The 24747-nt window shown below is 53.1% G+C and carries 25 protein-coding genes; 11 read left to right on the plus strand and 14 right to left on the minus strand.

Annotation, left to right across the window (positions count from 1 at the left end; translation table 11 throughout):
- Positions 1–117 precede the first annotated feature (117 nt).
- Genes TSP01S_RS00440 through TSP01S_RS00470 form a run of 7 tightly spaced genes read left to right on the plus strand, consistent with a single transcriptional unit; the run spans position 118 to position 8146 of the window.
- Entirely contained in the window at positions 118–966 is an 849-nt protein-coding gene (locus tag TSP01S_RS00440; RefSeq protein ID WP_331708172.1) for a VIT1/CCC1 transporter family protein, read from the plus strand.
- A gap of 3 nt (positions 967–969) precedes the next feature.
- On the plus strand, positions 970–1770 hold the full coding sequence (locus TSP01S_RS00445) for a helical backbone metal receptor (RefSeq protein WP_052463421.1): 801 nt from the start codon (positions 970–972) through the stop codon (positions 1768–1770).
- 5 nt (positions 1771–1775) lie between these two features.
- Positions 1776–3032: an SLC45 family MFS transporter gene (locus TSP01S_RS00450; RefSeq protein ID WP_041075537.1), complete on the plus strand. Its 1257-nt coding sequence runs from the start codon at positions 1776–1778 to the stop codon at positions 3030–3032.
- A 16-nt stretch (positions 3033–3048) separates the two neighbouring features.
- A complete protein-coding gene (aspC, locus tag TSP01S_RS00455) occupies positions 3049–4185 on the plus strand; it encodes an aspartate aminotransferase (protein WP_041078228.1) in 1137 nt (378 codons plus the stop codon).
- Between the two features lie 4 nt (positions 4186–4189).
- The gene (locus TSP01S_RS00460) at positions 4190–5917 is read left to right on the plus strand and encodes an ABC transporter ATP-binding protein (RefSeq protein WP_144380592.1); all 1728 of its coding nucleotides are present in this window, start codon (positions 4190–4192) and stop codon (positions 5915–5917) included.
- Complete coding sequence (locus TSP01S_RS00465) at positions 5914–7488, plus strand: hypothetical protein (protein ID WP_041075540.1); 1575 nt, start codon at positions 5914–5916, stop codon at positions 7486–7488. Before TSP01S_RS00460 ends, TSP01S_RS00465 begins: the two co-directional genes overlap by 4 nt.
- Entirely contained in the window at positions 7460–8146 is a 687-nt protein-coding gene (locus TSP01S_RS00470) for a tRNA1(Val) (adenine(37)-N6)-methyltransferase (RefSeq protein WP_052463423.1), read from the plus strand. The genes TSP01S_RS00465 and TSP01S_RS00470 overlap by 29 nt, the downstream gene beginning before the upstream one ends.
- On the opposite strand, the gene ackA is transcribed toward TSP01S_RS00470, so the two are convergent.
- Genes ackA through glgD form a run of 13 tightly spaced genes read right to left on the minus strand, consistent with a single transcriptional unit; the run spans position 8133 to position 19386 of the window.
- The gene (gene ackA, locus TSP01S_RS00475) at positions 8133–9353 is read right to left on the minus strand and encodes an acetate kinase (protein ID WP_041075542.1); all 1221 of its coding nucleotides are present in this window, start codon (positions 9351–9353) and stop codon (positions 8133–8135) included. The genes TSP01S_RS00470 and ackA overlap by 14 nt on opposite strands.
- Before the next feature lie 6 nt (positions 9354–9359).
- Positions 9360–10379, minus strand: coding sequence for a DNA-processing protein DprA (gene dprA, locus TSP01S_RS00480; protein ID WP_041075544.1), 1020 nt, complete (start codon positions 10377–10379; stop codon positions 9360–9362).
- Positions 10366–10653, minus strand: a complete 288-nt coding sequence (locus TSP01S_RS00485) for an RnfABCDGE type electron transport complex subunit B (RefSeq protein ID WP_041075546.1) — start codon at positions 10651–10653, stop codon at positions 10366–10368. Before TSP01S_RS00485 ends, dprA begins: the two co-directional genes overlap by 14 nt.
- Before the next feature lie 9 nt (positions 10654–10662).
- Positions 10663–11238: an electron transport complex subunit RsxA gene (gene rsxA / locus TSP01S_RS00490; protein WP_041075548.1), complete on the minus strand. Its 576-nt coding sequence runs from the start codon at positions 11236–11238 to the stop codon at positions 10663–10665.
- On the minus strand, positions 11235–11837 hold the full coding sequence (rsxE, locus tag TSP01S_RS00495) for an electron transport complex subunit RsxE (RefSeq protein WP_041075550.1): 603 nt from the start codon (positions 11835–11837) through the stop codon (positions 11235–11237). Before rsxE ends, rsxA begins: the two co-directional genes overlap by 4 nt.
- Positions 11834–12502, minus strand: a complete 669-nt coding sequence (locus tag TSP01S_RS00500; RefSeq protein ID WP_041075552.1) for an RnfABCDGE type electron transport complex subunit G — start codon at positions 12500–12502, stop codon at positions 11834–11836. The genes rsxE and TSP01S_RS00500 overlap by 4 nt, the downstream gene beginning before the upstream one ends.
- Entirely contained in the window at positions 12499–13473 is a 975-nt protein-coding gene (locus TSP01S_RS00505; RefSeq protein WP_041075554.1) for an RnfABCDGE type electron transport complex subunit D, read from the minus strand. Before TSP01S_RS00505 ends, TSP01S_RS00500 begins: the two co-directional genes overlap by 4 nt.
- Positions 13470–14783 carry an electron transport complex subunit RsxC gene (rsxC, locus tag TSP01S_RS00510; RefSeq protein ID WP_041075555.1) on the minus strand — a complete coding sequence of 438 codons (1314 nt, stop codon included), beginning with the start codon at positions 14781–14783 and terminating at the stop codon, positions 13470–13472. Before rsxC ends, TSP01S_RS00505 begins: the two co-directional genes overlap by 4 nt.
- Positions 14783–15673 (minus strand): radical SAM protein, encoded by an 891-nt coding sequence (locus TSP01S_RS00515; RefSeq protein ID WP_041075557.1) that lies wholly within the window; start codon positions 15671–15673, stop codon positions 14783–14785. The genes rsxC and TSP01S_RS00515 overlap by 1 nt, the downstream gene beginning before the upstream one ends.
- Positions 15670–15963 carry a hypothetical protein gene (locus tag TSP01S_RS00520; protein WP_041075559.1) on the minus strand — a complete coding sequence of 98 codons (294 nt, stop codon included), beginning with the start codon at positions 15961–15963 and terminating at the stop codon, positions 15670–15672. Before TSP01S_RS00520 ends, TSP01S_RS00515 begins: the two co-directional genes overlap by 4 nt.
- Positions 15960–17000 (minus strand): DUF4899 domain-containing protein, encoded by a 1041-nt coding sequence (locus tag TSP01S_RS00525; protein ID WP_041075560.1) that lies wholly within the window; start codon positions 16998–17000, stop codon positions 15960–15962. The genes TSP01S_RS00520 and TSP01S_RS00525 overlap by 4 nt, the downstream gene beginning before the upstream one ends.
- A 6-nt stretch (positions 17001–17006) precedes the next feature.
- Positions 17007–18269: a glucose-1-phosphate adenylyltransferase gene (locus TSP01S_RS00530; protein WP_041075562.1), complete on the minus strand. Its 1263-nt coding sequence runs from the start codon at positions 18267–18269 to the stop codon at positions 17007–17009.
- Between the two features lie 10 nt (positions 18270–18279).
- A complete protein-coding gene (gene glgD, locus TSP01S_RS00535; protein ID WP_041075563.1) occupies positions 18280–19386 on the minus strand; it encodes a glucose-1-phosphate adenylyltransferase subunit GlgD in 1107 nt (368 codons plus the stop codon).
- A 60-nt stretch (positions 19387–19446) separates the two neighbouring features.
- Between glgD and TSP01S_RS00540 the strand changes: the two genes are divergently transcribed.
- The 4 genes from TSP01S_RS00540 to TSP01S_RS00555 all read left to right on the plus strand — a co-directional run bounded on the left by TSP01S_RS00540 (position 19447) and on the right by TSP01S_RS00555 (position 24353).
- The gene (locus TSP01S_RS00540) at positions 19447–20247 is read left to right on the plus strand and encodes a GTPase (RefSeq protein WP_041075565.1); all 801 of its coding nucleotides are present in this window, start codon (positions 19447–19449) and stop codon (positions 20245–20247) included.
- A gap of 64 nt (positions 20248–20311) precedes the next feature.
- Positions 20312–21871: a tetratricopeptide repeat protein gene (locus TSP01S_RS00545; protein ID WP_231848574.1), complete on the plus strand. Its 1560-nt coding sequence runs from the start codon at positions 20312–20314 to the stop codon at positions 21869–21871.
- Positions 21847–23055 carry a 2,3-bisphosphoglycerate-independent phosphoglycerate mutase gene (locus TSP01S_RS00550; RefSeq protein ID WP_041075567.1) on the plus strand — a complete coding sequence of 403 codons (1209 nt, stop codon included), beginning with the start codon at positions 21847–21849 and terminating at the stop codon, positions 23053–23055. The genes TSP01S_RS00545 and TSP01S_RS00550 overlap by 25 nt, the downstream gene beginning before the upstream one ends.
- Positions 23052–24353: a ComEC/Rec2 family competence protein gene (locus TSP01S_RS00555; protein ID WP_041075569.1), complete on the plus strand. Its 1302-nt coding sequence runs from the start codon at positions 23052–23054 to the stop codon at positions 24351–24353. Before TSP01S_RS00550 ends, TSP01S_RS00555 begins: the two co-directional genes overlap by 4 nt.
- Here TSP01S_RS00555 and TSP01S_RS00560 read toward each other — a convergent pair.
- Entirely contained in the window at positions 24278–24739 is a 462-nt protein-coding gene (locus TSP01S_RS00560; RefSeq protein WP_041075571.1) for a Fur family transcriptional regulator, read from the minus strand. The genes TSP01S_RS00555 and TSP01S_RS00560 overlap by 76 nt on opposite strands.
- Positions 24740–24747 lie beyond the last annotated feature (8 nt).

Raw genomic sequence — 24747 nt, forward strand, 5'->3', positions numbered from 1 at the left:
GTAGCACAAAAATGGATCAAAACCATTCCTTAGGCTTTGAGAAAAAACACAGTTCCAGATCCCCGGTGTTGTTCGTTCAACGAATTAGATTTAGAATTTGAACAGGAGGGAAACGGTTTGGAACCGAGTGGCGATAAAACCGTCCTGCTGAGAATGCAGAAGGCGGAGATGACGGAATACATAGTCTATTCAAAACTTGCCAGAATGGACGAGAAGAACTCCGAGGTTCTCTCGAGGATCGCGAAAGACGAGCTGGCGCACTACAAGAAGCTGAAAAGCTTCACGCAGACCGACGTGACACCGAGCTGGTGGAAGGTGATCTTCTATCTCTTCCTCGTGAAGCTTTTAGGTATAACCTTCACCTTGAAGCTGATGGAGCAGAACGAAGAGGAGGCGCAGAAAAAGTACAGCGACATCGGGCAAACGGAACTGCTGAGCGACGAAGAGGAGCACGAAAAATTGTTGCTCAAGCTTATAGACGAAGAGAGGATCGAGTACATAGGCTCGATGGTCTTAGGGTTGAACGATGCGCTCGTGGAACTAACGGGCGCGCTCGCAGGTTTAACGTTAGCGATACAGAACGCGAAGATAGTGGCGCTGTCCGGTATCATCACGGGACTCGCCGCCGCACTCTCCATGTCCGCGTCGGATTATCTGTCGCGGAAGTCTGAAGGTGGAAACAAGAAACCCTTGAGGTCCGCCCTCTACACCGGCATCGCGTACCTGATCACGGTACTGTTTCTGGTCTTTCCGTACATCGTTCTGAACCGTCCCATCGTGTCGCTCTGCTGGACCATAGCGAACGCAGTTCTTGTGATATTCGTTTTCACCTTCTTCGTGTCCGTGGTCAGGGAGGAAAACTTCAAGAAGAACTTTTTGGAGATGCTCTCGATCAGCATGGGCGTCGCGGCCGTTTCGTTCTTCATAGGGCTGCTGGCACGAAAGTTTTTCAACATAGAGGTATAGCACGTGAAAATCTACTGTGAACCTCTCATGCGAAAGGTTGAACTTTCAAACAGAATCGAGAGGATCGTGAGCCTGGTTTCAGGATTCACCGAAACCATCTTCGAGATGGGCCATGGCAGCCGTGTGGTGGGCGTGTCGAAGTACTGTGCACGGTACGTGAGGAACCTCAACGCCGAAGTGGTTGGAGATTATCTGAACGTCGATCTTTCGAAACTGAGATCGCTCGAACCGGACCTGATACTCTTAACGACGGGTGTTCAAATGAAGCTTGCGCTCGATCTGGTACGGGAAGGCTTTCCCGTCTTCGTCCTGCCTTTGCCGAGGAGCATCAACGGTGTTTGGGAGAACGTGGTACTGCTGGGCGGTCTTTTGAACGACGTAGAAGCTGCGCGCAGGCTCGTCATGGAATGGCAGAAGGTGTTCCTGGAAGGTTGCGAAACCCATCGGGATAAACCTTCCGCCTATGTGGAGCTGTGGTTCGGAAGGCATCTGAGAACTGTGGGTGCTATGAGCTTTGTGAACGACGTCGTCGAATACGCAGGACTGAAAAACATCTTTTCGAGCGTCAACGAAGCGTTCTTCATACCACCCCTGGACGAAGTGAGTTCACAAAGACCGAGGTTCGTCATCTTCTTCCACGAACCGGAGTACCCCGTCGATCCACGAGAGCTCATCGCATCGAGAGGTTGGAACTGGGATATGAAACTGATAGAATCCACGGTGGAGGCCGGAAAAAACCTGATACACGACGGACCATCGATGATGCGCACGGTGAGATGGCTGAGGGAACAAATCTGGAGGTGAGTCAGTTGAAAGAGTTCAAGTACTGGAAGATTTACCTTCTGGGACTTGGGTTCTTCGGTATAAGTGTCCTGTGGCCACTGTACAACGCTTATGTTCCCATCTTTCTGAAAGACTTCGCCTTGCCATCGTTCATCGTAGGCTTCATCATGACCATCGACAACCTTTTCGCGATCTTCATGCTTCCTTACATAGGAACGCTGAGCGATCAGACCAGGACGAAGCTTGGAAGAAGAAAACCGTACATACTCTTGGGAGCTCCACTGGGTGCTCTGTTCTTCGCGCTGATTCCTTTCTGCAAGGACTCCGGTTCTCTCGCTTTGATGATGTTCGTCATAATCCTGATGAACTTCTCCATGGCGCTGTTCAGATCACCACTGATCGCGCTCATGCCAGACATAACTCCCTCCGAGAAACGAAGCCAGGCGAACGGGATCATCAACTTCATGGGAGGTCTCGGAGCCTTACTGGCTTACTTTGGAGGCAAGCCCCTGTACGATGCCAACAAGGCCTATCCGTTCATCGTGGGCGCCACGCTGATGCTGGTGGCCAACTTGCTGGTGGTGATGTTCATCCAGGAACCCAAGCAGTACAGAACCAAGATGGAAAAACTGAACGTCGTCGAAACAGTGAAGAAAGGTTCCTCCGAGCTGGTAGAAAACCTGAAGGACGTGTTCGGTTCCGAGGAAAAGAGTTTGCTGATGATGCTCCTTTCCATCTTTTTCTGGTTCGTCGGTTTCAACGCGATAGAGACCTTCTTCACCAGCTACGCAAAGTTCCACATGAACATCAGCGAGAGCACGGGAGCGCTCGTTCTGGGCGTGTTCTCACTCGTCTTCATGGTGTTCGCACTGCCTGCAGGTTTCATAGGCGCGAGGCTCGGCAGGAAGAGGACCATAAGGTTCGGATTGACCACGATAGTCGTGTGCCTGCTGGTGGCGGTCTTGATGTCACGCCTCCTCCCCAGGAGCACGCTCCTTTATTTGTTCTACGCGATTTTTGCCATCAGCGGTGCTGGCTGGGCGTTGGTGAACGTGAACTCTCTGCCCATGGTGGTCGATATGACCAGGTCCGAAAAAGTTGGTGGCTACACTGGACTTTACTACTTCTTTTCGATGGCTGCCAACATCGTGGCACCTCCACTCGCAGGTGCTTTCATAGATCTGACTGGCTACGGCTCGCTGTTCGTCTTTTCCATAGTCTTTCTGGTTCTGTCGTACGTGACCATGGGCTTCGTGAGGAGAGGAGAAAGAATTGAAGAATGAGAGGAGGAATTGCACGATGATTTCAAAAAGGATCAAGAGCGTAGCTGGTTCTAAAACCCTTGAGATCAACGCACTGGCACAGTCGATGAAGCAGAAAGGCATCGACGTCGTCAACCTCACGGCGGGTGAACCAGACTTTCCAACCCCTGAACCCGTCGTCCAGGCGGCGATAGAAGCTTTGAAGGCTGGTCTAACGAAGTACACAGATTCTTCTGGAATTCCACAGCTCAGAGAGAAAATCGCCGAGTACGTTTCCAAAAGGCACAACGTACCGTGCACTCCAGAACAGATCGTCGTGACCAACGGAGGAAAACAGGCGATCTTCAACTGTCTCGCTGCGCTCGTGGAAGAAGGCGACGACGTACTGATCATAGATCCGTGCTGGGTGAGCTACGAACCGATGGTCCGCATGCTGGGTGGCAACGCCGTGCACGTCAAGACGAACTTTGAAAGCAACTTCATACCGAGTGTGGAACAGATAGAACACGCCATCACTCCCAGGACGAAAGCTATCGTGCTGAACAGCCCGAACAATCCCACAGGTGTCGTGTACGATGCCCAGCTGTTGAGGAAGATACACGCTCTGGCGATGGAGAAAAACATATTCATCGTATCGGACGAGGTCTACGACTGTTTGGTGTACGACGGTGATTACGCCTCCATGTACGCCATCGCAGGTGGAAAGAACGTCGCACTCGTGAACGCATTTTCGAAATCCCATTCGATGACCGGATGGCGTGTCGGTTACCTCGTGGCACCGATCGAGATCGCCAAAGCGGCCGCAAAAGTACAGGCACACACCACTTCGAACGTGAACACGATCGCTCAGTACGCAGTCCTCAAAGCCTTCGAGGTGGATACGAGCTACATGTTCGAAAAATTCAAACAGAGGCGAGACCTCGTCTGCAGGCTCCTCGAAGAAGCCAGGTTCAGTTTTGTCAGACCGAGTGGTGCGTTCTACGTGCTCGTGAACGTGAGCGAGTTCGATGAGAACGACGTGAATTTCTGCACACGACTGTTGCAGGAAGCCCACGTGGCACTGGTGCCTGGTTCTGCGTTCAACGCGCCCGGATTCGCAAGGCTTTCGTTCGCGACGAGCGAAGAAAATCTGATCAAAGGAATCGAGAGAATGAAGAAGTTCGTTGGAAGGTGATGCTGTGCTCAGAGATTTTGTGAAGAAACACTGGCCCAGCTACCTCGCCGGCGTTCTGGTTTTGATCATCGTGGATCTTCTCCAGTTGTACATCCCGAGGTTCACAGGTCAGGTGGTGGACCACTTAAAATCTCCACAAGCTTCGATGAACTTCGTGACGGTGATGGTCGGCTGGATCCTTGGAATTGCGATCGCGATCGCTATCATGCGTTTCCTCTGGAGGTACTTCATCATAGGAAATTCGAGGCGCTTCGAATATCTCGCCCGAAGGGTGCTGTTCGACAAACTTCTCTCGCTCTCCTTAGGATACTTCGACAGAACCAGGAGCGGCGATCTGATGGCTAAATTCACGAACGATCTGCAGGCGGTTAGAATGGCCCTCGCTCAGGGTGTCGTCATGACGGTCGACGCAACCTTCATGGCGATCATGACCGTTCTGTTCATGGGTCGGACCGTCAGCTGGAAATTGACCTGGCTCGCATCCATCCCGCTACCGGCGCTCGCACTGGTCGCGCTCTTCTTTGGACGGATCATCCACAAACGCTTCATGGAAGTTCAGAACCAGTTTTCAGCGGTGAGCGAGCTGACCGAAGAAACGATCTCAGGCATAAAGATCGTCAAGAGCTTCGCCGCGAACGACAAGTTCTCGCAGATGTTCCAAAACCGCTCCTGGAACAGTTACAGGGCAGGGATGTCCCTCGCGAAGGTCTCGTCCGTGTTCTTTCCCTTGATGATGTTTCTGGCTTCTCTCGCCCACGTGTTTGCGCTCCTCTTCGGTGGGCCCATGGTGGTGCGCGGTCAGGTCAGCCTCGGTGAGTTCATCGCCTTCAACTCTTATTTAGGCATGTTGACCTGGCCCATGATGGCGCTCGGATGGGTTCTGAACATGGTTCAAAGCGGTAGAGCTTCATACAAGAGGATCATGCAGGTGATGAAAGAAATGCCGCAGGTTGAAGAACCGAAACGTCCTATCAGGATAGACCGCATCGAATCGATAAGGTTCGAAGACCTCACGTACAGATATCCAGGTACCGAAAGATGCGTGTTGAAGAACGTCAGCTTTTCCATCAAGAAAGGCGAGATGGTGGGAATCGTCGGCACAGTGGGTAGCGGTAAGTCCACCATCGTGAAACTGCTCGCGAAACTGTATCCGGTTGAGCGTGGTAAAATTTTCATCAACGGTGTGGACATCAACGACGTAAGTTCTGAAAACGTGCGCAGTTTGATAGCCTTCGTTCCGCAGGAATCCTTCCTGTTCTCGGATCAGATAAAGAAAAACATAGCCTTCGCGCAGGAGCACATCGACATGGAAAGGGTCATCGCGTGTGCGAAACTGGCTGCCGTCCACGACGAGATAATGAAATTCCCGGAAGGTTACGACACGATGGTCGGCGAGAGGGGAGTCACGCTCTCCGGTGGACAGAGGCAGAGAGTTACCATCGCCCGAGCACTGTACACCAACAAGGATGTGCTCGTGTTCGATGACTGTCTCTCCGCGGTCGATCCCGAAACGGAAGAGAAGATCATAGACTCGCTCAGGAATCAATTCAGAGACAAAACCATGATCATCATCACGCACAGGTTGAAGGTGCTGAAAGATGCCGATCTGATAATCGTTCTCGACGAGGGAAGGATCGTCGAAACCGGCACGCACGAACATCTCATGAACCTCGATGGCCTGTACGCACGCATGTTCAGACGGCAGATGATCGAAGAGGAGCTCGCAACATGAGGAAGATCACCTTCCTGTTGTTACTGGCAAGCTGCGTTCTACTCGCCTCGGTGAGCTACCAGTTCAAAGGTTCAAAACTGTTCATACTCGGGCTCGATGCCTACGATGAGGTCGAGATAGAAATAGAGGGTAAAAAGAGTGTCCTGCGGACCTCCGAGCTGGTCATTCCCTGGAGGAAGAACTACAACACGACGCTGGTGCTGACACCCATCAAGAACAAGGTCAGAGGTGAGAACGTACGCCTCTACATCGATGCGAGCAAGGACAGACCACCCTCGGTCAGATTGAAAGTTCCAAGCTACGTTCCGCTGGGAAAACTGGTGCTGGACCTTTCGGTTGAAGACGACTGGGATGAACCGCAGATGCTCCGTTTCAGCGTCTATCTGGACGGCGTGAGAATCGATCCTCCCAAGGACAACAAACTGGTGCTGGACACGTTTTTCATGCATTCAGGTGAGAGGAGACTCAGGATCGTCTGCAGAGACAGTGGCTCAAACGTCGTCGATCAAACTTACAGGTTCGTCGTCACTCCTCTGCCACCGGCTCCCCCACAGCTCGGTCAAGGTAAGATACTTTCCAGCCGCGTTCACAGAATCTACGTCGTGCAGGACGGGACGATCCAGACGTACGAAACCAGATCGAACGAGTTGAAAGAGCTATTCGCCTTCGTGTGCGATCTGGATGCTGCGGGCAACGAGAGTTTCCCCGCGTTGCACGTTGGAGAAACGAATCTTGCAGAGTTTCAAAGTCCCATCGTCATGAACCTCAACAGCAGTTGTTCACTCTCGTCCGAGCACAGCGTCTTCGGTAAGGTCGTCGTCCCTGCCGATCAAACCGTGGTTGTCAGGGCAGGTTCCACCCTGAGGTTGAACGCGGGCTGTGAACTGCTGGTGCGCGGAACGCTCGTTCTGCAAGGCGGTTCGAAATTGATAGGTCCTGGAAGCCTGTCGGTGGTGGATTCTGGCAGATTGATCGTGACGGGCGGTACGATAGAAACGAACGTCTCGATAGATGGCGCGACAACCGTGTGGTTCTCGGACGTGGATCTTTCGAAAACGAACCTGAGAATAGGTAGATCGCTGCTCTTCGCCATGAAGAACGTTAGGGCGGATCGATTGAATCTGGAAAACACGAGAAAAATCTGGATAGATTCATCGAATTTCAAAGCCCTGGAGATCTCCAGCTGTCACGACGTGGTGATTTTGAATTCGAAGATGTCGCAGCTGAAGGTTTCCCGGAATTCTCGTGTGAGGATGCACTCCTGCTCGATCACCTCGACCGGGACCGCGATGTCTGTGTCGGATCTCTCGATCCTCGAGATCGTCGACAGCTGGGTCAGTGGAAAGACGGGAGTGAACGTGGAGAATTTCTCGATCTTCCGTGCGAGGAGTTCTCAGATCAACGCCGACACGGCCCTTTCTGCCAGCGGTTATTCCGTGATAGACAGCTTCGCGTCCGTGTTTGCAGGCACGAGAGCTCTCTGGCTCAGAGACACCAGATTCACGTTCTCCAAAACGCAGATCCTCGGAGGGACGACGAAACTTGGCGTCGTCGAGTTCGTTGAGAGATGAATTCGACCCGGATGTCCTCAGATGCGTTCTCGTTCCTGACGCTGGCAGAGAGCACAGACCCACTCACGCGTCCAGCCTGCTCGCCTGGTACACGAGGCCTAAAAGGAGCGACCGCATCGTCGAGCTGGGTTGTGGAACGGGCATAGTCTCAGCCTACCTCGCGATGAACCACGACGTTGAAGTCCACTGCATCGAAAGGAACGAACTTCTGGCCAAATTGGCGTGCGAGACGGTGAAGATGAACTCGCTCGAAGGCAGAATGTTCGTTCACCACGCTTCGTGCGCTCAGGTAAGAGAGCTTTTCCCCGCCGAGCAGTTCGACATCGTCGTGTCGAACCCTCCTCACCACCTGACGGGAATGCCGAGCCCATCGCAGCTGAGGAGAGAAACCAGATCGATAGACTTCAACGAGGCAGAATCTTTCGTGGAGGCCACCGCGTACCTGCTGAGAAACAGAGGAAAATTCGTCTTCGTTCTGTCCTGTGAGTATCTGATGTTCTGGCTGAACGAGTTCGTCAAACGGAAGTTGCAACCCAAACGTCTGATACCGATCTACGGCGATCCCAAAAGAAACGCGATCCTGACGATCATCGAAGGTGTCAAGAACGGGGGCATCGGCCTGAGGCTCGAGCCCCCGATCGTGCTCAAAAGAGTCTGAATTCCTTCACTCTGTTCTCGACTATGTACTTCGTGTCGCGCGCGATGACGAGCTCTTCGTTGGTGGGGACTATCAGCACGGCAACTTTGGAATCTGGAGTGCTGATGATCCTTTCCACACCCTTCACATCGTTCAGCTGTCTGTCGATCTTCACTCCGAGGAACCCGAGGTACTCGCAGACCTTTTCCCTGACGTAGGGTGAGTTCTCGCCGACACCCGCGGTGAACACTATCGCATCCACCCCGTTCATCGCCGCCGCGTAGGCGCCGATGTACTTGGCGATCCTGTATATGTAGATGTCCAAAGCCAGCTGGGCGATCTCGTTGCCCGCCTGTGCCGCGTCTTCTATATCCCGCATGTCAGAACTGAGGTTCTTCGTGAGCCCCAGCATCCCACTCTTCTTGTTCAACAGATCGTAGACCTTCTCGACCGACATGCCCAGATTCTGCTGCAGGTAGATCACGATCGCCGGGTCGATGTCACCGCACCTGGTTCCCATGACGAGACCTTCGAGCGGTGTGAAACCCATCGAGGTGTCGATGGATTTGCCGTGCCTGATGGCCGCTATCGAGGCACCGTTTCCCAGGTGGCACGTGATCACCTTGAAATCGTAATAATCTCTCCCGAGTATCTCCGCTGCCCTTCTCGAAACGTACCTGTGGCTCGTCCCGTGGAATCCGTACCTCCTGATCCTGTACTTCTCGTACAGTTCGTAAGGCAAACCATAAAGGTACGCCTTCTTCGGCATCGACTGGTGGAACGCCGTGTCGAAAACCCCGACGTTCGGAACGTTCGGCAAAAGTTTTTGAATCGCCTTGATTCCCATTATGTTGGGTGGATTGTGCAGCGGAGCCAGATGCACGTTCTCTTCCAGAACCTTCAACACCTCGTCGTCGATCAAGACAGAGCTTGCGAACTTCTCACCACCGTGCACGACCCTGTGTCCAACCGCATCGATCTCCGAAAGGTCTTTGATGACTCCAATTTCCGGATCGATCAGTACTTCCAGGACGATCTTGAGTGCTTCTTCGTGGTCCTTCATGGGCCTTTCGATGACGTGCTTGTCGTTGTTCACCCTGTGCACGAGCCTGCTTCCTTCAATACCTATCCGTTCCGCAAGGCCTTTGCACAGGACTTTTTCTCCGTTCATGTCGATGAATTGATACTTGATGGAAGAACTACCGCAGTTCACAACGAGTATCTTCAACGCGATCTACCTCCCCACAATATGATAACGTCCATCTTCGAGCTTCACCAGCTTGCCATTCAGCTCGTACTCGGTGAGTTTCACCAGAAGCTCTGCAGGATCCATCCCGAGCATGTTCACCATTTCGTCAAACATGAGAGGTCCCTGAGAAAAGATCTTCAAGAAATCGTCCTGACCACGATCTGAGCGATCATCGAGCCCGTAATATTGCAGAATCTCTGAAGGATGTGTGAGTGGTATCGCTCCGGCTTTCAACAACCAGTTACAACCCTCACTCGAAGCCCTATCGACATCACCGGGCACAGCGAACACGTCTCTGCCCATGTCTGCGGCAAACTGCGCCGTGATCAGCGCCCCACTGTCTTTTGGAGCTTCAACGACAATCGTGGCTCTGCTCAAACCCGCGATGATCCTGTTGCGCGCGGGAAAGTTCTGTTTCGCCGCCTTCGTTTGCATGGGAAATTCGCTCACAATGCATCCATCCTGAGCGATCCTTTCGTAAAGCTTCCTGTTCGAAGCCGGGTAGGGAACGTCCACACCGGTTCCGAGCACCGCGATCGTCTTTCCACCGGCTTCCAGTGCGGCACTGTGAGCGCAGCTGTCGATACCGAAGGCGAGTCCGCTCACCACGACCAAACCCGCCCGCGCCGCTGTGAAAGCTGTTTCGTGTGCGATCTTCTTTCCATAACTCGTCATCCTGCGCGTTCCGACGATCGAAACGCACTCTCTTTTCAAAAGCTTCTCGTCGCCGAGACAGAAGAGAACCACCGGAGCCGATGAAGATTCTCTCAGAAGCGGTGGATAGCCTTCATCCCAGAAGCTGATGACCTTCGCCTTCGCCCTTTCAACAGACCTTTGCTGTTCTTCTGCGAACCTCCTCACGGCGTCGAAGTCGATGCGTTCAAACTCGAAGAGCTTCGATCTGGACGCTTCTTCGAGGCTTTCGAACCTTTCGTCGAAATTCTTGAGGGTTTCAAGATCGTACTTTCCAAACTTCCAGAGCGAGAAGATCTCAACTGGGCGCATTCTGTTTCAAAATCTCCTTTATCTTTTCAGCCACACCCGACGCCCTACCGGGGGTGCACATGTCCGGCGTAACCTTGCCAGCGACAACAGCTTTCGCGAACGCCTCACAACCGGCATAACCACATGCCCCGCAGTTCGCACCGGGTAGGGCTGCCTTCACCATTTCTACGCGCGGGTCTTCTTTCACTTCGAACTTCTTCGCTGAATACGCAAGAAAGGTGCCGAAAGCAAAGCCGAGGATCGCCATGAGCAACGTTGAATAAACGATCAGCATCTTACCACCTCACAGTTTTATGAGCCCCTGAAATCCCATGAACGCCATGGAGATGATGGATGCGAGGATCAGAGCGATCGGAAGTCCCTCGAACGGCTTTGGAAGTTCGTAGAGCTCGATCCTCTCTCTGATGCCTGCGAAGATCACCAGAGCTAAGAGAAAACCGAGTCCGGCTCCCAGCGCATGGAAGATCGCTTCGAACAAGCTGTACTTCGCCTGCGCGTTCAGTATCGCAACGCCCAGGATGATACAGTTCGTCGTGATCAGCGGAAGGTATATTCCGAGTGCCTCGTACAGCGAAGGACTGTTCTTCTTTATGACGAACTCAACGAACTGAACGAAGGTTGCGATGACGAGTATGAAGGAAACCGTTCTGAGAAATTCGAGTCCCGCAGCAACGAGAAGCTTGTTGACGAACCATGTTATGACGGAGGACATCACCAGCACGAAAGTTGCCGCAAAGCCCATTCCAACTGCGGTATCCAGTTTCTTCGAAACTCCCAAGAACGGGCAGATGCCTAAAAACCGAATGAACACGTAGTTGTTTATCAGAAGCGCCGAGAAAAGTATCAAAAAGACTCTCATTTCTGTTCACCCCTCTTGCGTTTCAGAGAGATCGCAGTGAAGAGCGCCGCGAGCAAACCAAGCATCATGTAACCACCAGGAGGAAGTATCATCGTGAACACGTTGAAGTTGTTCCAAAGCTTGATACCGAAGATCGTTCCGTTGCCCAGGATCTCCCTGATCGAGCCGAGGAGCACGAGCGAGCCCGTGAAACCGAGCCCCACACCCAGTCCATCCAGCGCCGAATTCAGCACGTCGTTCTTCGATGCGTAAGCCTCCGCACGTCCCATGATGATGCAGTTGACAACGATCAGGGGTATGAAAATACCCAGCGCCTTCCACAGATCGTACAAGAAAGCGTGCATGAGCAGATCGACTATGGTCACGAAGGTCGCTATCACAGTTATGAAGATGGGAATCCTTATCTTGGCAGGTACACCTTTTCTGATGGATGAAATCACGATGTTGGACATGGTGAGAACTGCGGTGGCGGCGAGTCCCATACCGAGTCCGTTGGTCGCGTTCGTAGTCACGGCGAGTGTGGGACACATACCCAGCACCTGAACGTAAGTGGCGTTCTCTTTGAAGAAACCTTTCGTGAACTCTCTCAGTCGACTCATCTTTTCACCCCCGACAGGTAACGGAGCATCGCGTTCAGGGCGTTCGCCACAGCACGCGGCGTGATCGTGGCACCCGTCATCACGTCGCTCACCTTGGCTACACCTTGCTTCTTCGCTTCTTCAGGTGAAAGATGCGTTAGATTCGCGTCCTTGTCGACCCTGATGCCGTTCGTGAGCGCGGAAGCTTCCATGGGATAGAACCTCTTCTGAATCTCTACATCCCCTATCTTCGCTCCAAGGCCGGGTGTTTCCTGAGAAAAATCCGTCACCTTCAGAGAAAACAGTGCGAAACCTTCGGGCTTCTTTATAAAACACGCCACGACCGTCACAGGCCCACCGTATCCCAGACTCGAACCTGTGAGCACGTAAACCTTACCGAGGTCCGAATCGAACTCATAGACAGGAGAATAAACCTTGCCCTCTGAACTCTCGAAGATCACCTTCGATTCCTGATCGACCTTGCTGACGGCTGCCCTGAGCTGATCCAGAGAGACTATGTAGTTGCCTGATTCGTCTTTGAGAACCTGCTCGACGGCGCCGAGTTTTTCCTGAATTTCAGTCATCGCGATCCTGTCCTTGGTTATCTGATAAACCACCCCAAGCGCGAGTCCCGCAACGACACAATAAACCATCAATATGAGACCAGTTTTTATGTATTCTTTCATACTTTGACCTCCCCGAAGATCTTCGGCTTGAAGGCCCGATCGATGAGCGGTACCAGAGCGTTCATCAAGAGGATCGCGAGCGACACACCCTCAGGATATCCAGCGAACAGTCTGATGATCATCGTCACCACGCCACAACCTATTCCAAACACCGCCTGGCCCTTGATGGTCATCGGGCTGGTTACCATGTCCGTCGCCATGAACAGGGCCCCGAGGAAAAGTCCTCCGCTGAGTATGTGGAAAAGCGGTGTGCCAAACTTTTCGGCGTTCACCAAGTACATGATGCTCGCAAAGGCGAAGACGGTACCTATGTAAGTGGCGGGGATGACGGGATTGACGCGCTTCCTGACTAACAGATAGATGAATCCGAGCAGGAGGACGAACGCGCTCGTTTCACCGATGCATCCACCCACGTTTCCGAAGAACAGATCTGTGTAACTGAACCTTTGGATGGCTGCCGAAAAACCGGAATTTTTCAAAATCCCCAGGGCAGTCGCGGAAGTCATCGCATCCCAGACGGATTTCGTGAAGCCTCTAACCGGAGAAACCCATCTGGTCATCAACGTCGGGAAGGATATCAGCAGGAAGACTCTTCCAACGAGGGCAGGGTTGAATATGTTCTGGCCTATTCCACCGAAGGCATGCTTGGCCACGCCGAGCGCAACGAGAAGGCCTATCAACAGCAGCCACCACGGGGCGGTAGGAGGAAGGTTCATCGCGAGCAACAGACCCGTCACGGCCGCGCTGAGATCGAAGCTGAAGTCTTTCTGCCCGCGCAGCACTCTGACGATGAACCACTCGATCAGTTCTCCGACTACCGCACCGAACAGGCAAAGGAACAGCGCGTACCAGCCGAAGAAGAACGTCGCCACAGCCACAGCCGGTGCGAGCGCCAGGAGTACGTCCAGCATGATCGACCTGACGGAATCTTTCGTCCTTATGTGTGGAGCATCGCTCTGGATCAGTTTCATTTCTTACCACCTCTCAGTGCCTGGTAAACCCTCTTGGTGAGCTTTATGACCCTGACATGGTCGATTTTCGATGGGCACACGTACGCGCACACACCACACTCTATGCAGGCCATCAGGCCTTCCTCGACCGCCTGATCGTACTTCTTCTTGTTGCCGAGCAGATACAGCAGATAAGGCTGCAATCCCATCGGGCACGAAACGACGCACTTCGTGCACCTGATGCACGGCTTTTTGATCGGTTCCTTCTCGTGGGCGAGCACGGTGATGCCGGACGTGCCCTTGAGGATCGGGATGTCGAGTCTGTTCACCGCGATGCCCGTCATGGGACCGCCCATGATCAGTTTCTCGGCGTCTTCCTTCATGCCACCCGCGAAGTCCACGAGCTGCTGGATCGTTGTACCGACACGTGCGACCACGTTCATCGGATTGTTTATCGCTTCACCGGTTATCGTCAACGCACGCTCGATCAGCGGTTTCCTGTCAACGACCGCTTCCTTTATCGCGATGACGGTTTGAACGTTCTGCACGACCACTCCAACGTCCATGGGTAGTCCTCCGACCGGCACCTTTCTCTGCGTGATCGCGTAGATGAGCTGTTTTTCCGCTCCCTGGGGGTACTTGGTTTTCAGCAGGACCACTTCCACGTCGCTGTCGGCGCAGACCTTCTTCAAATGTTCGTACGCGTCCATCTTGTTCGATTCGACCCCGATGTAAGCCTTCTTGGCGTTGAGGATCTTCTTGACTATCTTCACACCGAGCACAAGATCTTCGGCCCTCTCGAGCATGAGCCTGTGATCTACCGTCAGGTATGGTTCGCACTCGGCTCCGTTCACGATGAAGGTATCTATCGTCTTTCCAGCGGGCGGATTGAGCTTGATGTGCGTTGGGAACATCGCTCCTCCCAGCCCAACTATTCCCGCCTTTTTAACGATCTCCAGGAGCTGTTCTCTGCTGAGCGTTTCCCAGTCTGAGTGCTCGAGAAGTTGCCACTGATCCTCGTCGGTCCTTTCGATCACGACGACCTCCATGGGCCTACCCTGCACGGGATGATAGAGTTTATCTATCTTTCTCACCACGCCAGTCACGGGCGAATGCAGGTACGCAGAAACGAAACCTCCAGGTTCGCCTATCACCTGTCCCGTTTTCACAACATCTCCTTCCTTAACGATGGGCTTCGCGGGAGCCCCGGCGTGGTTCGACAAAAACACATAAACAAATTGCGGTGGATCCATCCTCACGATGGCTCTGTCTTTCGCCAGTTCTTTCTTCTCAGGAGGATGGGTTCCACCCTTGAACGTTAAAAGCTTCATCATATCACCTCCAGCGAGTTCAGCATTCCTTCACTGTGCACGTTGTAAAGAGGCCCTGATGGATTCTCGTTGTAATAAGGCCTGGTACAGCCCGGACAACCACTCGTCATGAAGGCCCTGTTGAAATCGTCTGGCAGAGTCCTGAAACCTCTGATGGAATCGTTCTCGAACTCGATCAGATTTTCGAGTCCTCTGTACACCAAGAAGCGCGCCAGCTGAACCTTTCTGTACCTTTCGAGAGAGGGCCTCGGATGGTTCTCAAGAGGGGTACCTTTCAGGGGGATGAAAGCGAACAGCGCGGTTTCGACACAGATGTCTCTCAGCCAGAGCATCGTTTCGAACAGTTCCCTGTCGCTCTCACCGAGACCAACGATGAGGTGCGTGGTGATCCTTCCAGGATGATTCTTTGCCAGCTGTTGTATCACCCGTTTGAGTTCTCGAAGGCTCCCACCTCTGTACTTTCTGAACAGTTCCTCGTTCACCACATCTATCGCTATTCCGATCCTGTCGACACCGCTTTCGAACAATTTTTCACCGAATTCGACATTCGTCACGCGAACGGAAACCGACACGGCTTTTCTCGAATTTTTCAGCCGTTCGATGAGTTCGAGCAGGTCCATTTCGAAACCTTTGTAAGAAACGACCTGAACACACACCCTCTCAAAATCGCTACGACTCAGTCTTTCGAAAAAAACGTGCTGATCCTCCACTTCGGGCCAGAGAACTCTGCTGAGGAAGGGAGATCTTCCAACAGTCGAGGCGTGTGTACAGTAACCACAGTTGAACTGGCACACACCATCGAGCATCAGGTACGCCGTTTTCATGGGTCCAGAGGGACCTTTCCTCAAACCAAGTTTGTACAGCGTCCCCGCAGACGATCTCAGCTTCAACGTGGCTCACCTTCGTACTCGTATCCAAAAACACGATCAGCGATCCTCAACACAATCTTACCATCACGCAGAGTCAATTCAAAACCGTTGAGTACCTCGGGCTGTCCACAGCCTGCCAGATCTCTCACCATCACGTTCGTGACCGTCCGATGCGCCAAATCTGAGAGGTACAATTTATCCACAACGGACCTCTGATTCTTCGTCCAGGCAAAAACCACCAGTGCCACGATCGAGACAACACACATCCCCACTACGGCGTCGAGCAGAACGAAGCCTCTTCTGTGTTTCATATCAGGAAGAAATACGATGCGATCAGTAGAATTCCGATTATCAGAAGCGTTATCAGGAACGCTATGAGGAAATCTCCGCTGCCGACCTTCGTCGGCGAGGACACCTTCACCTCCGCTCTGGAAGTCTGCGAAGGTTGCTGAGAAACCATCTCGTTCAGTTTCTGTTCCCAGTTCTGCTGGACGTTCGCCATGGAAGAAACTTTTTCCTGAAATCTCGAGTAATCCGCCATGACCTTTATCGACTTCGGCACCAGGCCCTTTCCGATCAGTCCTTCTCCAAGATCGACTTTTATCAGGTAGTATTCACCTTTCTTGCCCTTGACGAGTTCTTTCCCAATGAGCGCACCAGACAGGGGAACGACGCCTTTCGTCTGCGAAAAATGTTTTGGGTACATCTGTTTCAACTTCTCAAGCTTTTCCTTGTCCTTCACGCTCAATATCAGGAAGAACACGGTATCTCCCAGATCGAACTCGGAAAGGGGCTTGCCGAGGACTGGATCCACCAGAGGAAAAACCTCAGGATAATCGGCCAGATCGGGACGCGTCATCAACTGACCGAGCCCTTCAGCCTCGAAATCTTCCCACAGTTGCATGTAGCTTTCGGCAGAAATGTCCTCGTAGCTCACCTGCTTGAAAAAGGCATCGACTTCGATCTTCGGTGCCCAGTCTTTGAACAGTTCCTGAACGATGTAACGGACGAGTTCCTCATCGTTGTCCCTCACGGCCGCGGTGAGCTCCGCACCCAACAGCTGTGGGCCTCGCATGTTGATGGTGCTCCTCAAATGGCTGAGCAGCTCCCTGGACATGTCCTCGGTCTCTGGATACTGCGAGAAGAATCTGTTCTTCTGCTGCGCGAAGGCCTTCATGAACGAACTGTAGTCGGCGTTCAGATCCAAAACGATCTGATTGAGCAGTCTCGTGGGAACGACGAACACGTCGTACTCGGGCGCGTCGTTGCTCTTACCGAAGAAATATCCAACGCCGAATTCGGCCGTTACCCTGCTCTTCAATCTGTAGGTCACGAAGTAAAAGTCCAGAACCGATCACTCCCTGTGGAGGACGAACCCGCCCGAGGGGAGTTCCTTCGAGGTGAAGTCCTGCTCCGTCACACCCACACCCACGACGCAGTTCTTTCCGATGCGCGTATTTTCAGGAATTCTTGAATACATACCTATCACGGTGATCAGGCCCGTGTAGACTTCCGGGTCCAGACTGCTGGGCGCGTCTTCTCCCACACCGATCTGCACGTTGTCAGCGATGATCACCCTCTCGGCTACGATGCTGTTCTCTATGAAGCAGTTTCTCCCGACGATCGTGCCGGTCATGACCACGCTATTTTTGATGACGCTCCCTTCTCCAACGTGAACACCCTGGAACAGCACGCTGTTCTCGACGGTTCCGTGTATCTCACACCCTTCGCTGATGATGGAGTTGGAGATCTTGGACTCCGGCGCGCAGTAAGCGGGTGGCATCTCTTCGGTCTGCGTGTAGAACCTCCAGTGTCTGTCGTAAAGGTTCAACGGGGGCAGAGGCCTTGTGAGCTCGAGGTTGCTCTCCCAGTACGATCTGATCGTTCCCACATCGCGCCAGTAACCGCTGAATCTGAATGCGAAGATGCGCCTGCCTTCTCTGATCATCCTTGGGATGACGTCCTTGCCGAAATCGTGTGAACTGTTCTCGTCCTGAGCGTCCTTCATGAGGTACTCTCTCAAGAAAGACCAGTTGAAAACGTAGATACCGAGCGACGCCAGGTTGGACCTCGGTCTGGCGGGTTTTTCCTCGAAGTCCACGATGCGAGATTCCACGTCCGTCACCATGATCCCAAACCTGCTCGCTTCGTCCAAGGGAACTTCCATGCAGGCGATGGTCCCTTCGGCGTTCTTGAGTATGTGAAAATCGAGCATGTCGTTGTAATCCATCGCGTACACGTGGTCTCCTGAAAGTATCAGCACCCTTTCTGGATTCACCTCATCCACGAACTCGATGTTCTGATAGACCGCATCGGCCGTTCCCCTGTACCATCCCGCAACCCCACCGAGGTAAGGCTGAAGAACGAACAGCCCACCCTTCTTCCTGTCCAGATCCCACGGCCTGCCGATACCGATGTGGTTGATCAGAAGGTGTGGTCTGTACTGCGTCAGCACCCCGACGTGGTATATTCCCGAATTGACGCAGTTGCTCAGTGTGAAGTCTATGAGCCTGTACTTTCCTCCGAAAGGTACCGCCGGCTTCGCGATCTTCTCCGTTAGTACACCAAGCCTTTTTCCGTGACCACCCGCAAGGATCAGCGCCAGCACGCGTCTCACACGAACCACCTCATAAGACTGCCCTCTTTTCCATAACGACCAGTTTTTCTTTTCCAACGAGCCTTCCTTGCTGTCTGATCAGCACTTCCTTGTCTAAAATCGCGTTCTTCACCACGGCACCCTCTTCGATCACCGTGTCCTGCATCACTACAGCGTTTTCCACAACAGCCCCGGCTTTGACTATCACTCCTCTGAAAAGAACGGAGTTTTCCACATGACCGTTGACGATGCAACCGTCCGAGATGATGCTGTTCTTTATGACGGCGCTGGAACCGATCTTCGGTGGTGGCAAATCTTTCAGCTTCGTGTAGACCTTGCCGTACTTGTAGAAGAGTTCCTCTCTGATTTCCTTCTTCAGTGCGTCCATGTTTATCCTGAAGTACTCGTCGATACCCTTCTTCACGTTCCTCCAGTAACCTTCGAAAACGTAACCGTGAACCTTCAGTCTGCCGAGCTGCGATACGATTATGTTGAGCAGATCGTTCTCACCCTTCGTCACGTAGTTGTAGAGCAGCTCCATCAGGAGGTACTTGTTCATGAAGTAGATGCCCAGAAAGGCCAGATTGCCCTTAGGACGTTGAGGTTTTTCTTCTATCGAGACGATCCTGTGCCCTTCCATCTGAACGATGCCGTACTGAGTCAGATCGTAAGTTTCATCCAGGTACTTCACCAGGAGTGTGATGTCCGCACCGGTCGAGAAGTGGAAGTTGAAGACCTGCGTGAAATCTATTTTGTATATGTGGTCTCCCGAGCCGATGAGCACGTAATCTTCCTCTCCACGCCTCAGTATCGTCATGTTCTGGAAGATGGCGTCGGCCGTGCCCTTGTACCAGTACGAACCTTCCGCGCTCACGTAAGGTTGAAGGATGAAGAGTCCGCCGTTCTTCCTGTCCAGGTCCCACTCCTTACCGGAGCCAAGGTGGTCCATCAAACTCCTTGGGTTGTACTGCGTCAGAACGCCAACCTTTCTGATGCCCGCGTTGACCATGTTGCTCAGCGTGAAATCGATGGCGCGGTACTTTCCGAACACCGGTAGCGCGGCGCTCGCACGCTTCGAAACGAGTGGACCTAAGGATTCGCTGTGCCCGCCCGCCAGGATCAAACCGAGGACTCTCAAAAACACCCCTCCGCGATTATTCTACCACCACGATGCTACAATCTTCTGGGAGGACGCAGCATGTGGTATCCAGGTCACATGGCTAAGGCGTCGAAACAACTGTCTAAAATCGTCAAACTCGTCGATGTGGTCATAGAGCTGCTCGATGCCCGGGCGCCTGTGGCCACCCGATCTTACAGCAGAGCGCCCTTCAAAGCGAAGAAGAACCTGATATTCCTCGGCAAATCTGACCTGGCAGACGCGAAGACGACCGAGCTGTGGAGACAGCACTTTCAGAGCCAGAAAGAGGCCGTCTTCGTGTTCGACAAAGACACGGACAGAAAGAAAGTGATAGATTTTCTCGCGAAACACGTGGATCGAGGTTCGCTCCTGGTCGTCGTCGGTGTGCCAAACGTGGGAAAATCGACTCTGATAAACAAACTCAAGGGCAAGCGTTCGGCCCAGGTGGGTGCCGTGCCCGGCATCACGAGATCTCTACAGTGGTTCTCCGTGGAGGGCCTGTTCAGAGTGCTGGACACGCCGGGTCTGCTCTTACCGGAACTCTGGAGCGTCGAGCTGGGTGCGAAACTGCTTCTGATCGGGAGCCTCACCGTCGAAATGGTGGATGAGAAGGTCTTGCAACGCGCGTTTCAGATATACTCAACCGTTGCGGGCATCGAAGATCATGATCTCAACAGCTTTCTGGAGAAGTACGCACTCGAAAAGGGCATGCTGCTGAAAGGCGGCGCACCCGATTTAGACAGGGCGAAAGTCAATTTCTTCAACAGCATCGCGCAGGCAAAATTTGGAAAGATAAGTTTCGAAACTCCGCAGGAGGTGGATCAAGATAAAGGCGATAGTCTATCTTCCGCTCAAACCTGACCGTGCGAAACAGCTGAACCTTCCCATAAAGCTGCCGGTTCTCGCCGAGGACCTGCCTTCGATCGTGGATCAGGATCGGATACCGCTGGACGTGATCGTTCGCGGACTCGAGGCGCAGTACAGCGTCTCGAAGGATCCGTACTACGAATCTTACCTGCTCTACTTCTACTACGAAAAAGTGAAAGCCGCCCTGAACGTGGACGATCTGGACACAGCGAACGACTACGTCGAGCGGGCTGGGAAGATCTCGAAGGATTACAGGTACGACTTCTTCAAAGGATTGATCTACGTCAAGAGACAGGAGTTCGAGATGGCGGAGATCTGTCTGAGATCGTGCATTTCGAGGAATCCAAACTTCGCGCTGGCACACTACGAACTCGGGAACATCCTGCGTGCCAGAAAAGAATTCGAAGACGCCATAGAAGAGTACCAGAAGGCTTACGAACTCGACCAGCAGTTCCTCCTGCCCGTCGTGAGGATAGGCGATTGTTATTTAGAGATGGGAGAAACGAGGATCGCGTGCGATTTCTACCAGGTTGCCGCGCAGAAGGACCCAAATTTCCACCTCGCGCACGCAAGGCTGGGCGTCGCGTGTAACATGCTGCAGAAATACTCCATGGCGGAGAAAGCGCTCAAGAGGGCTCTGGAGCTGAACGGTGAGGATCTGGAAAGCGCCTTCAACCTCACTCACACGCTCTCGAGGCTCGGAAAGCACTTCGAAGCATTGCAGATCTTCAAAAAGCTGATCGAGAAAAACCCCGAAGATCCTGTGCTGCTCAACGAGTACGCGCTGTGTCTCAGACGGCTCGGCTTCTACGAAGAAGCTAAAGAACAGATAGACAGAGCGTGCAAGTTGAGCGACGAGGCCTTCATCCATTACAACAGGGCACTGCTCACACTCTTCGTCGACAGAAAGAGGGCCATCGAACTGCTCGAGAACGTGCCGGAACAGTTCAAGACCAAGGCCCACGAGCTGATCGACTTTCTGAAGCTCTGGAAAGGCAGATTGAAGCCTTCGGCGTGCGTTGAAGAGATGGTTTCGAAGATCGAAAAGTGTATCGTTCGAGGAGAACTGAACCTTCAGAGGCTCGCGTTCGTTTTTCCAGACAGCGAGAGATCGAGAATGATAAAGCAGGGCCTTTTGACCATGCAGGACGAGCAGATCGACGATGCAAACTGGATGAAATTCCTGCTCGCCGTTGCTCTGGCGAGCAGTGAAGATCCCGTTCAGATGGAGAAGAACGTCACTATGGCGGTGGTCGCATTCTGTCCGAGTGGCATCATGCTCGCCGTCGCGATAGCTCTGATAAGGCTTTTGATGCACGTGAGAGTTCATGCGGGATTCGATCTGGAATCTTACATCGACGATGTGGTGCACGATCTTCAGGAGTACCACTGGGAGTTCGCGAGGAAGGTCTCCCAGATCGAAGATGAAACCTTCTCTCTCGAAGAGATAGAGAACGGAGACTTCACGACGGCGAGTGAACTGTTCCTCACGCTGCTTAAGGTTCTCTCGACGGATCCAACCCTCGATGAGGTGATTGCAATGAAGGATGAAAATCTGAAATGTCTTTCTACCAGCGTTCTGGAGGTGATAAGGTGTACGACAGACAGCAGCTTCTGAGTGAGCTGGTTCAGACTGCGAACAGCAAGATCGTTCTGCTGGTCATGGACGGTGTGGGAGACATCCCGGCAGAGAACGGTAAGACGCCGTTGCAGGCCGCGAGAAAACCGAACCTGGACAGGCTCGCGAAGGAATCGGACCTCGGTCAGACGATCCCCGTGATGCACGGCATCACCCCGGGGAGTGGTCCGGGACACCTCGCGCTGTTCGGTTACGATCCTGTGAAATACCAGATCGGTCGCGGCATACTCGAAGCGCTCGGTTCGGACGTGCCGGTGGATGAGAAGGACGTCGTAGCGAGGGCGAACTTCGCCACGATCAGGGAAAACGTCGTCGTCGATCGCAGGGCGGGCAGGCCCTCGACGGAAGAAAGCTCCAAAGTCGTTGAAAAGCTTGCCAAAGCGATCCAGTCCATCGAAGATGTGAAGATCTCGTTCTATCCTGGAAAAGAGCACAGGTTCGTGGTGAAGCTCACGGGCGAAGGACTGGACGACAGACTGAGCGATGCGGATCCACAGAAAGAGGGAAAACCCTTCGTCTACACGCAGGCTTTGGTGAAGGAAGCGGAGAAAACTGCGCGCATAGTGAACAAATTGCTCGACGAGATAAGAAAGGTACTCTCGGACGAGCCGAAGATGAACTGCGCCCTCATGAGGGGATTTTCGAAGTATCCAAAGCTTCCGCAATTTCCAGAAATCTACAAGCTGAAGGCTGCCGCGATCGCCACGTACCCCATGTACAGAGGCATAGCGAAGCTCATCGGGATGCAGATCGTTCAGACGGGCAACACCGTGAAGGAAGAGTTCGAGACTCTGAAACAGGTGTGGAACGACTACGATTTCTTCTACGTGCACGTTAAGAAGACAGACTCCTACGGAGAGGACGGTAACTACGAAGGCAAGGTGCACGTCATCGAAGAGGTCGATGAGGCCTTACCGACACTGCTGGAGCTGAAGCCGGACGTGCTCGTCGTCACGGGCGATCATTCCACTCCGGTGGCCCTGAAGGCGCACAGCTGGCATCCCGTACCACTGATGATCCACTCGAGGTACACGAGGAAAGGGCTGAGCAACGCGTTCGATGAATTCGAGTGCGCCAGGGGGAGTCTGGGAACGATCTACGCCGTCGACGTGATGGGACTGGTACTCGCTCACGCGCTCAGGCTTGAAAAATTCGGCGCATGAAATTCTTCTGGCTCACAGCGTTCGTCGGTTTGTCGACTGGGGTGATCCTCTCCCCAGTCTTTCCTTTAACCCTTCTGGCATCCTTGCTGTTGTTCTTCAAGAAGAGGTACCTGATCGCCTTCGTCGTCTTCTTCTGTCTTGGAAATTTTCTCGCATCGGTACAGAGAATCAGTGGATCTTGCGAGATCGTGGGCTACGCCACGGTGGAAAGGTCGAACCACGTGATCGCCACGAACGTCAAGGTCTTCTCGAACGGTGGATGGGAAAGAATTCTGCACAGTGTGAAAATCTACAGCGAAGACATTCAAGCAGGTGAGAAGTTCTACGCTTTTGGAAATCTCAGTTTTCAGTTCGCCTATCCCGCGTTGACGATGAAGGCAGACTTCGCTTCATCGACGAGGTACGGAAACGAAGGTTTCGAGAAGCTCCATTCGAAGCTGATCGATTTCAAAAGGAGGATCGTCGATTTCTTCCGCAAGAACGTTCCAGACTACGCCGAACAACTCTCCACGCTCGTCTTCTCGGATCCTTCCTTCGATGCGTCCCAGGCCGAGAGAGTGAGGAAGAGTGGCCTGGCACACCTGTTCGCAGTTTCCGGACTGCACGTTGGGATCGTTTACACATTGTTCGACTTACTCGTATCGCTCTTCACCCACAACCTCTTCGTGCGGAGACCTCTGTCCACCCTGCTGACCTTCACGTTCGCACTCATGACGGGACCTTCTCCATCGGCGCTCAGGGCCGCGACGATGCTCGCGGTGTGGAACCTCTTCAGGTCGATCGATTATCCCATAGAACCGCTGAACCTGCTCGGCCTGGTTGCGACGATGAACCTTCTGTTCGAGCCTTTCGTGGTTCTGTCTCCATCTTTTCTGATGAGTTATTCGGCCGCCGCAACCCTCGTCGCGATCCAGGAAAGGTTGAGAAATCTGCACGGTGCGATCAAGAATCTTCTGATCTCTCTGTTCGCCTTTGCGGGCGTGGCACCGTTCTTGCTACTCTTTTCCACATTGAACCTTTTCGCTCCGCTGCTCAGCGTTCCAGCCATTTTGATCGCCACGCTGATTCTTTGGACGTGCGTTCTCGTCATGTTCCTGCTCACGATGAATCTACAGAGCGCCGCAACCATCCTGATCCGCGGCGCCACACCCCTGTTCTGGTCTCTGCAGGGATTGATCGATCTGTCCTCGAAGTTTTTGAACCTGTCGGGTAACTTCGTGGTTTATTTGATCTCCTCCGCGTTGCTCTTGTTTTTACTCTGGCACTTCGGACAGAGTCCGAAGAACTTCACGTCGTAATCCATCACGGTGTAACCTGTTTGTTTTTCAACGTTCCTCACCAGCTGCTTGACGAGCTGCTCGTCTATCTCCAGCACTTCACCACAGCTCTTGCATATCACGTGCTGGTGCACCGTCTCCGCATCCGGCGCGGCCAGTTCGTAGCGGTACACGCCTTCACCGAATTCGAGTCTCCTCAAGAAGCCGAGCTTGCTCAAAAGCTCCACGGTTCTGTAAACGGTCGCTTTGCTTATTCTGTACCTCTTCTCCAAAAGTTTCCTGTACACATCCTCCGCGCCGAGATGCCTTTCACCCGATTCGGCAAAGACCTTCAGCACGATCTCCCTCTGGGCGGTCATTCTATACTTCCTCGATCTCAGTTCTTTTCTCAGCGATTCGTAGAGCATGTTTTACC

The organism is Thermotoga caldifontis AZM44c09 (assembly GCF_000828655.1).
Taxonomy (GTDB): Bacteria; Thermotogota; Thermotogae; order Thermotogales; family DSM-5069; genus Pseudothermotoga_A; species Pseudothermotoga_A caldifontis.

Bases quoted from the DNA above. Each gene is read 5' to 3' on its own strand.
- TSP01S_RS00520 (WP_041075559.1), bottom strand. From the start codon at position 15,963: ATGAAACACAGAAGAGGCTTCGTTCTGCTCGACGCCGTAGTGGGGATG.
- TSP01S_RS00555 (WP_041075569.1), top strand. From the start codon at position 23,052: ATGAAATTCTTCTGGCTCACAGCGTTCGTCGGTTTGTCGACTGGGGTG.
- TSP01S_RS00560 (WP_041075571.1), bottom strand. From the start codon at position 24,739: ATGCTCTACGAATCGCTGAGAAAAGAACTGAGATCGAGGAAGTATAGA.
- TSP01S_RS00505 (WP_041075554.1), bottom strand. From the start codon at position 13,473: ATGAAACTGATCCAGAGCGATGCTCCACACATAAGGACGAAAGATTCC.
- aspC (WP_041078228.1), top strand. From the start codon at position 3,049: ATGATTTCAAAAAGGATCAAGAGCGTAGCTGGTTCTAAAACCCTTGAG.
- rsxE (WP_041075550.1), bottom strand. From the start codon at position 11,837: ATGAGTCGACTGAGAGAGTTCACGAAAGGTTTCTTCAAAGAGAACGCC.
- TSP01S_RS00500 (WP_041075552.1), bottom strand. From the start codon at position 12,502: ATGAAAGAATACATAAAAACTGGTCTCATATTGATGGTTTATTGTGTC.
- rsxC (WP_041075555.1), bottom strand. From the start codon at position 14,783: ATGAAGCTTTTAACGTTCAAGGGTGGAACCCATCCTCCTGAGAAGAAA.
- TSP01S_RS00485 (WP_041075546.1), bottom strand. From the start codon at position 10,653: ATGCTGATCGTTTATTCAACGTTGCTCATGGCGATCCTCGGCTTTGCT.
- TSP01S_RS00540 (WP_041075565.1), top strand. From the start codon at position 19,447: ATGTGGTATCCAGGTCACATGGCTAAGGCGTCGAAACAACTGTCTAAA.
- TSP01S_RS00465 (WP_041075540.1), top strand. From the start codon at position 5,914: ATGAGGAAGATCACCTTCCTGTTGTTACTGGCAAGCTGCGTTCTACTC.
- dprA (WP_041075544.1), bottom strand. From the start codon at position 10,379: ATGCGCCCAGTTGAGATCTTCTCGCTCTGGAAGTTTGGAAAGTACGAT.
- rsxA (WP_041075548.1), bottom strand. From the start codon at position 11,238: ATGAGAGTCTTTTTGATACTTTTCTCGGCGCTTCTGATAAACAACTAC.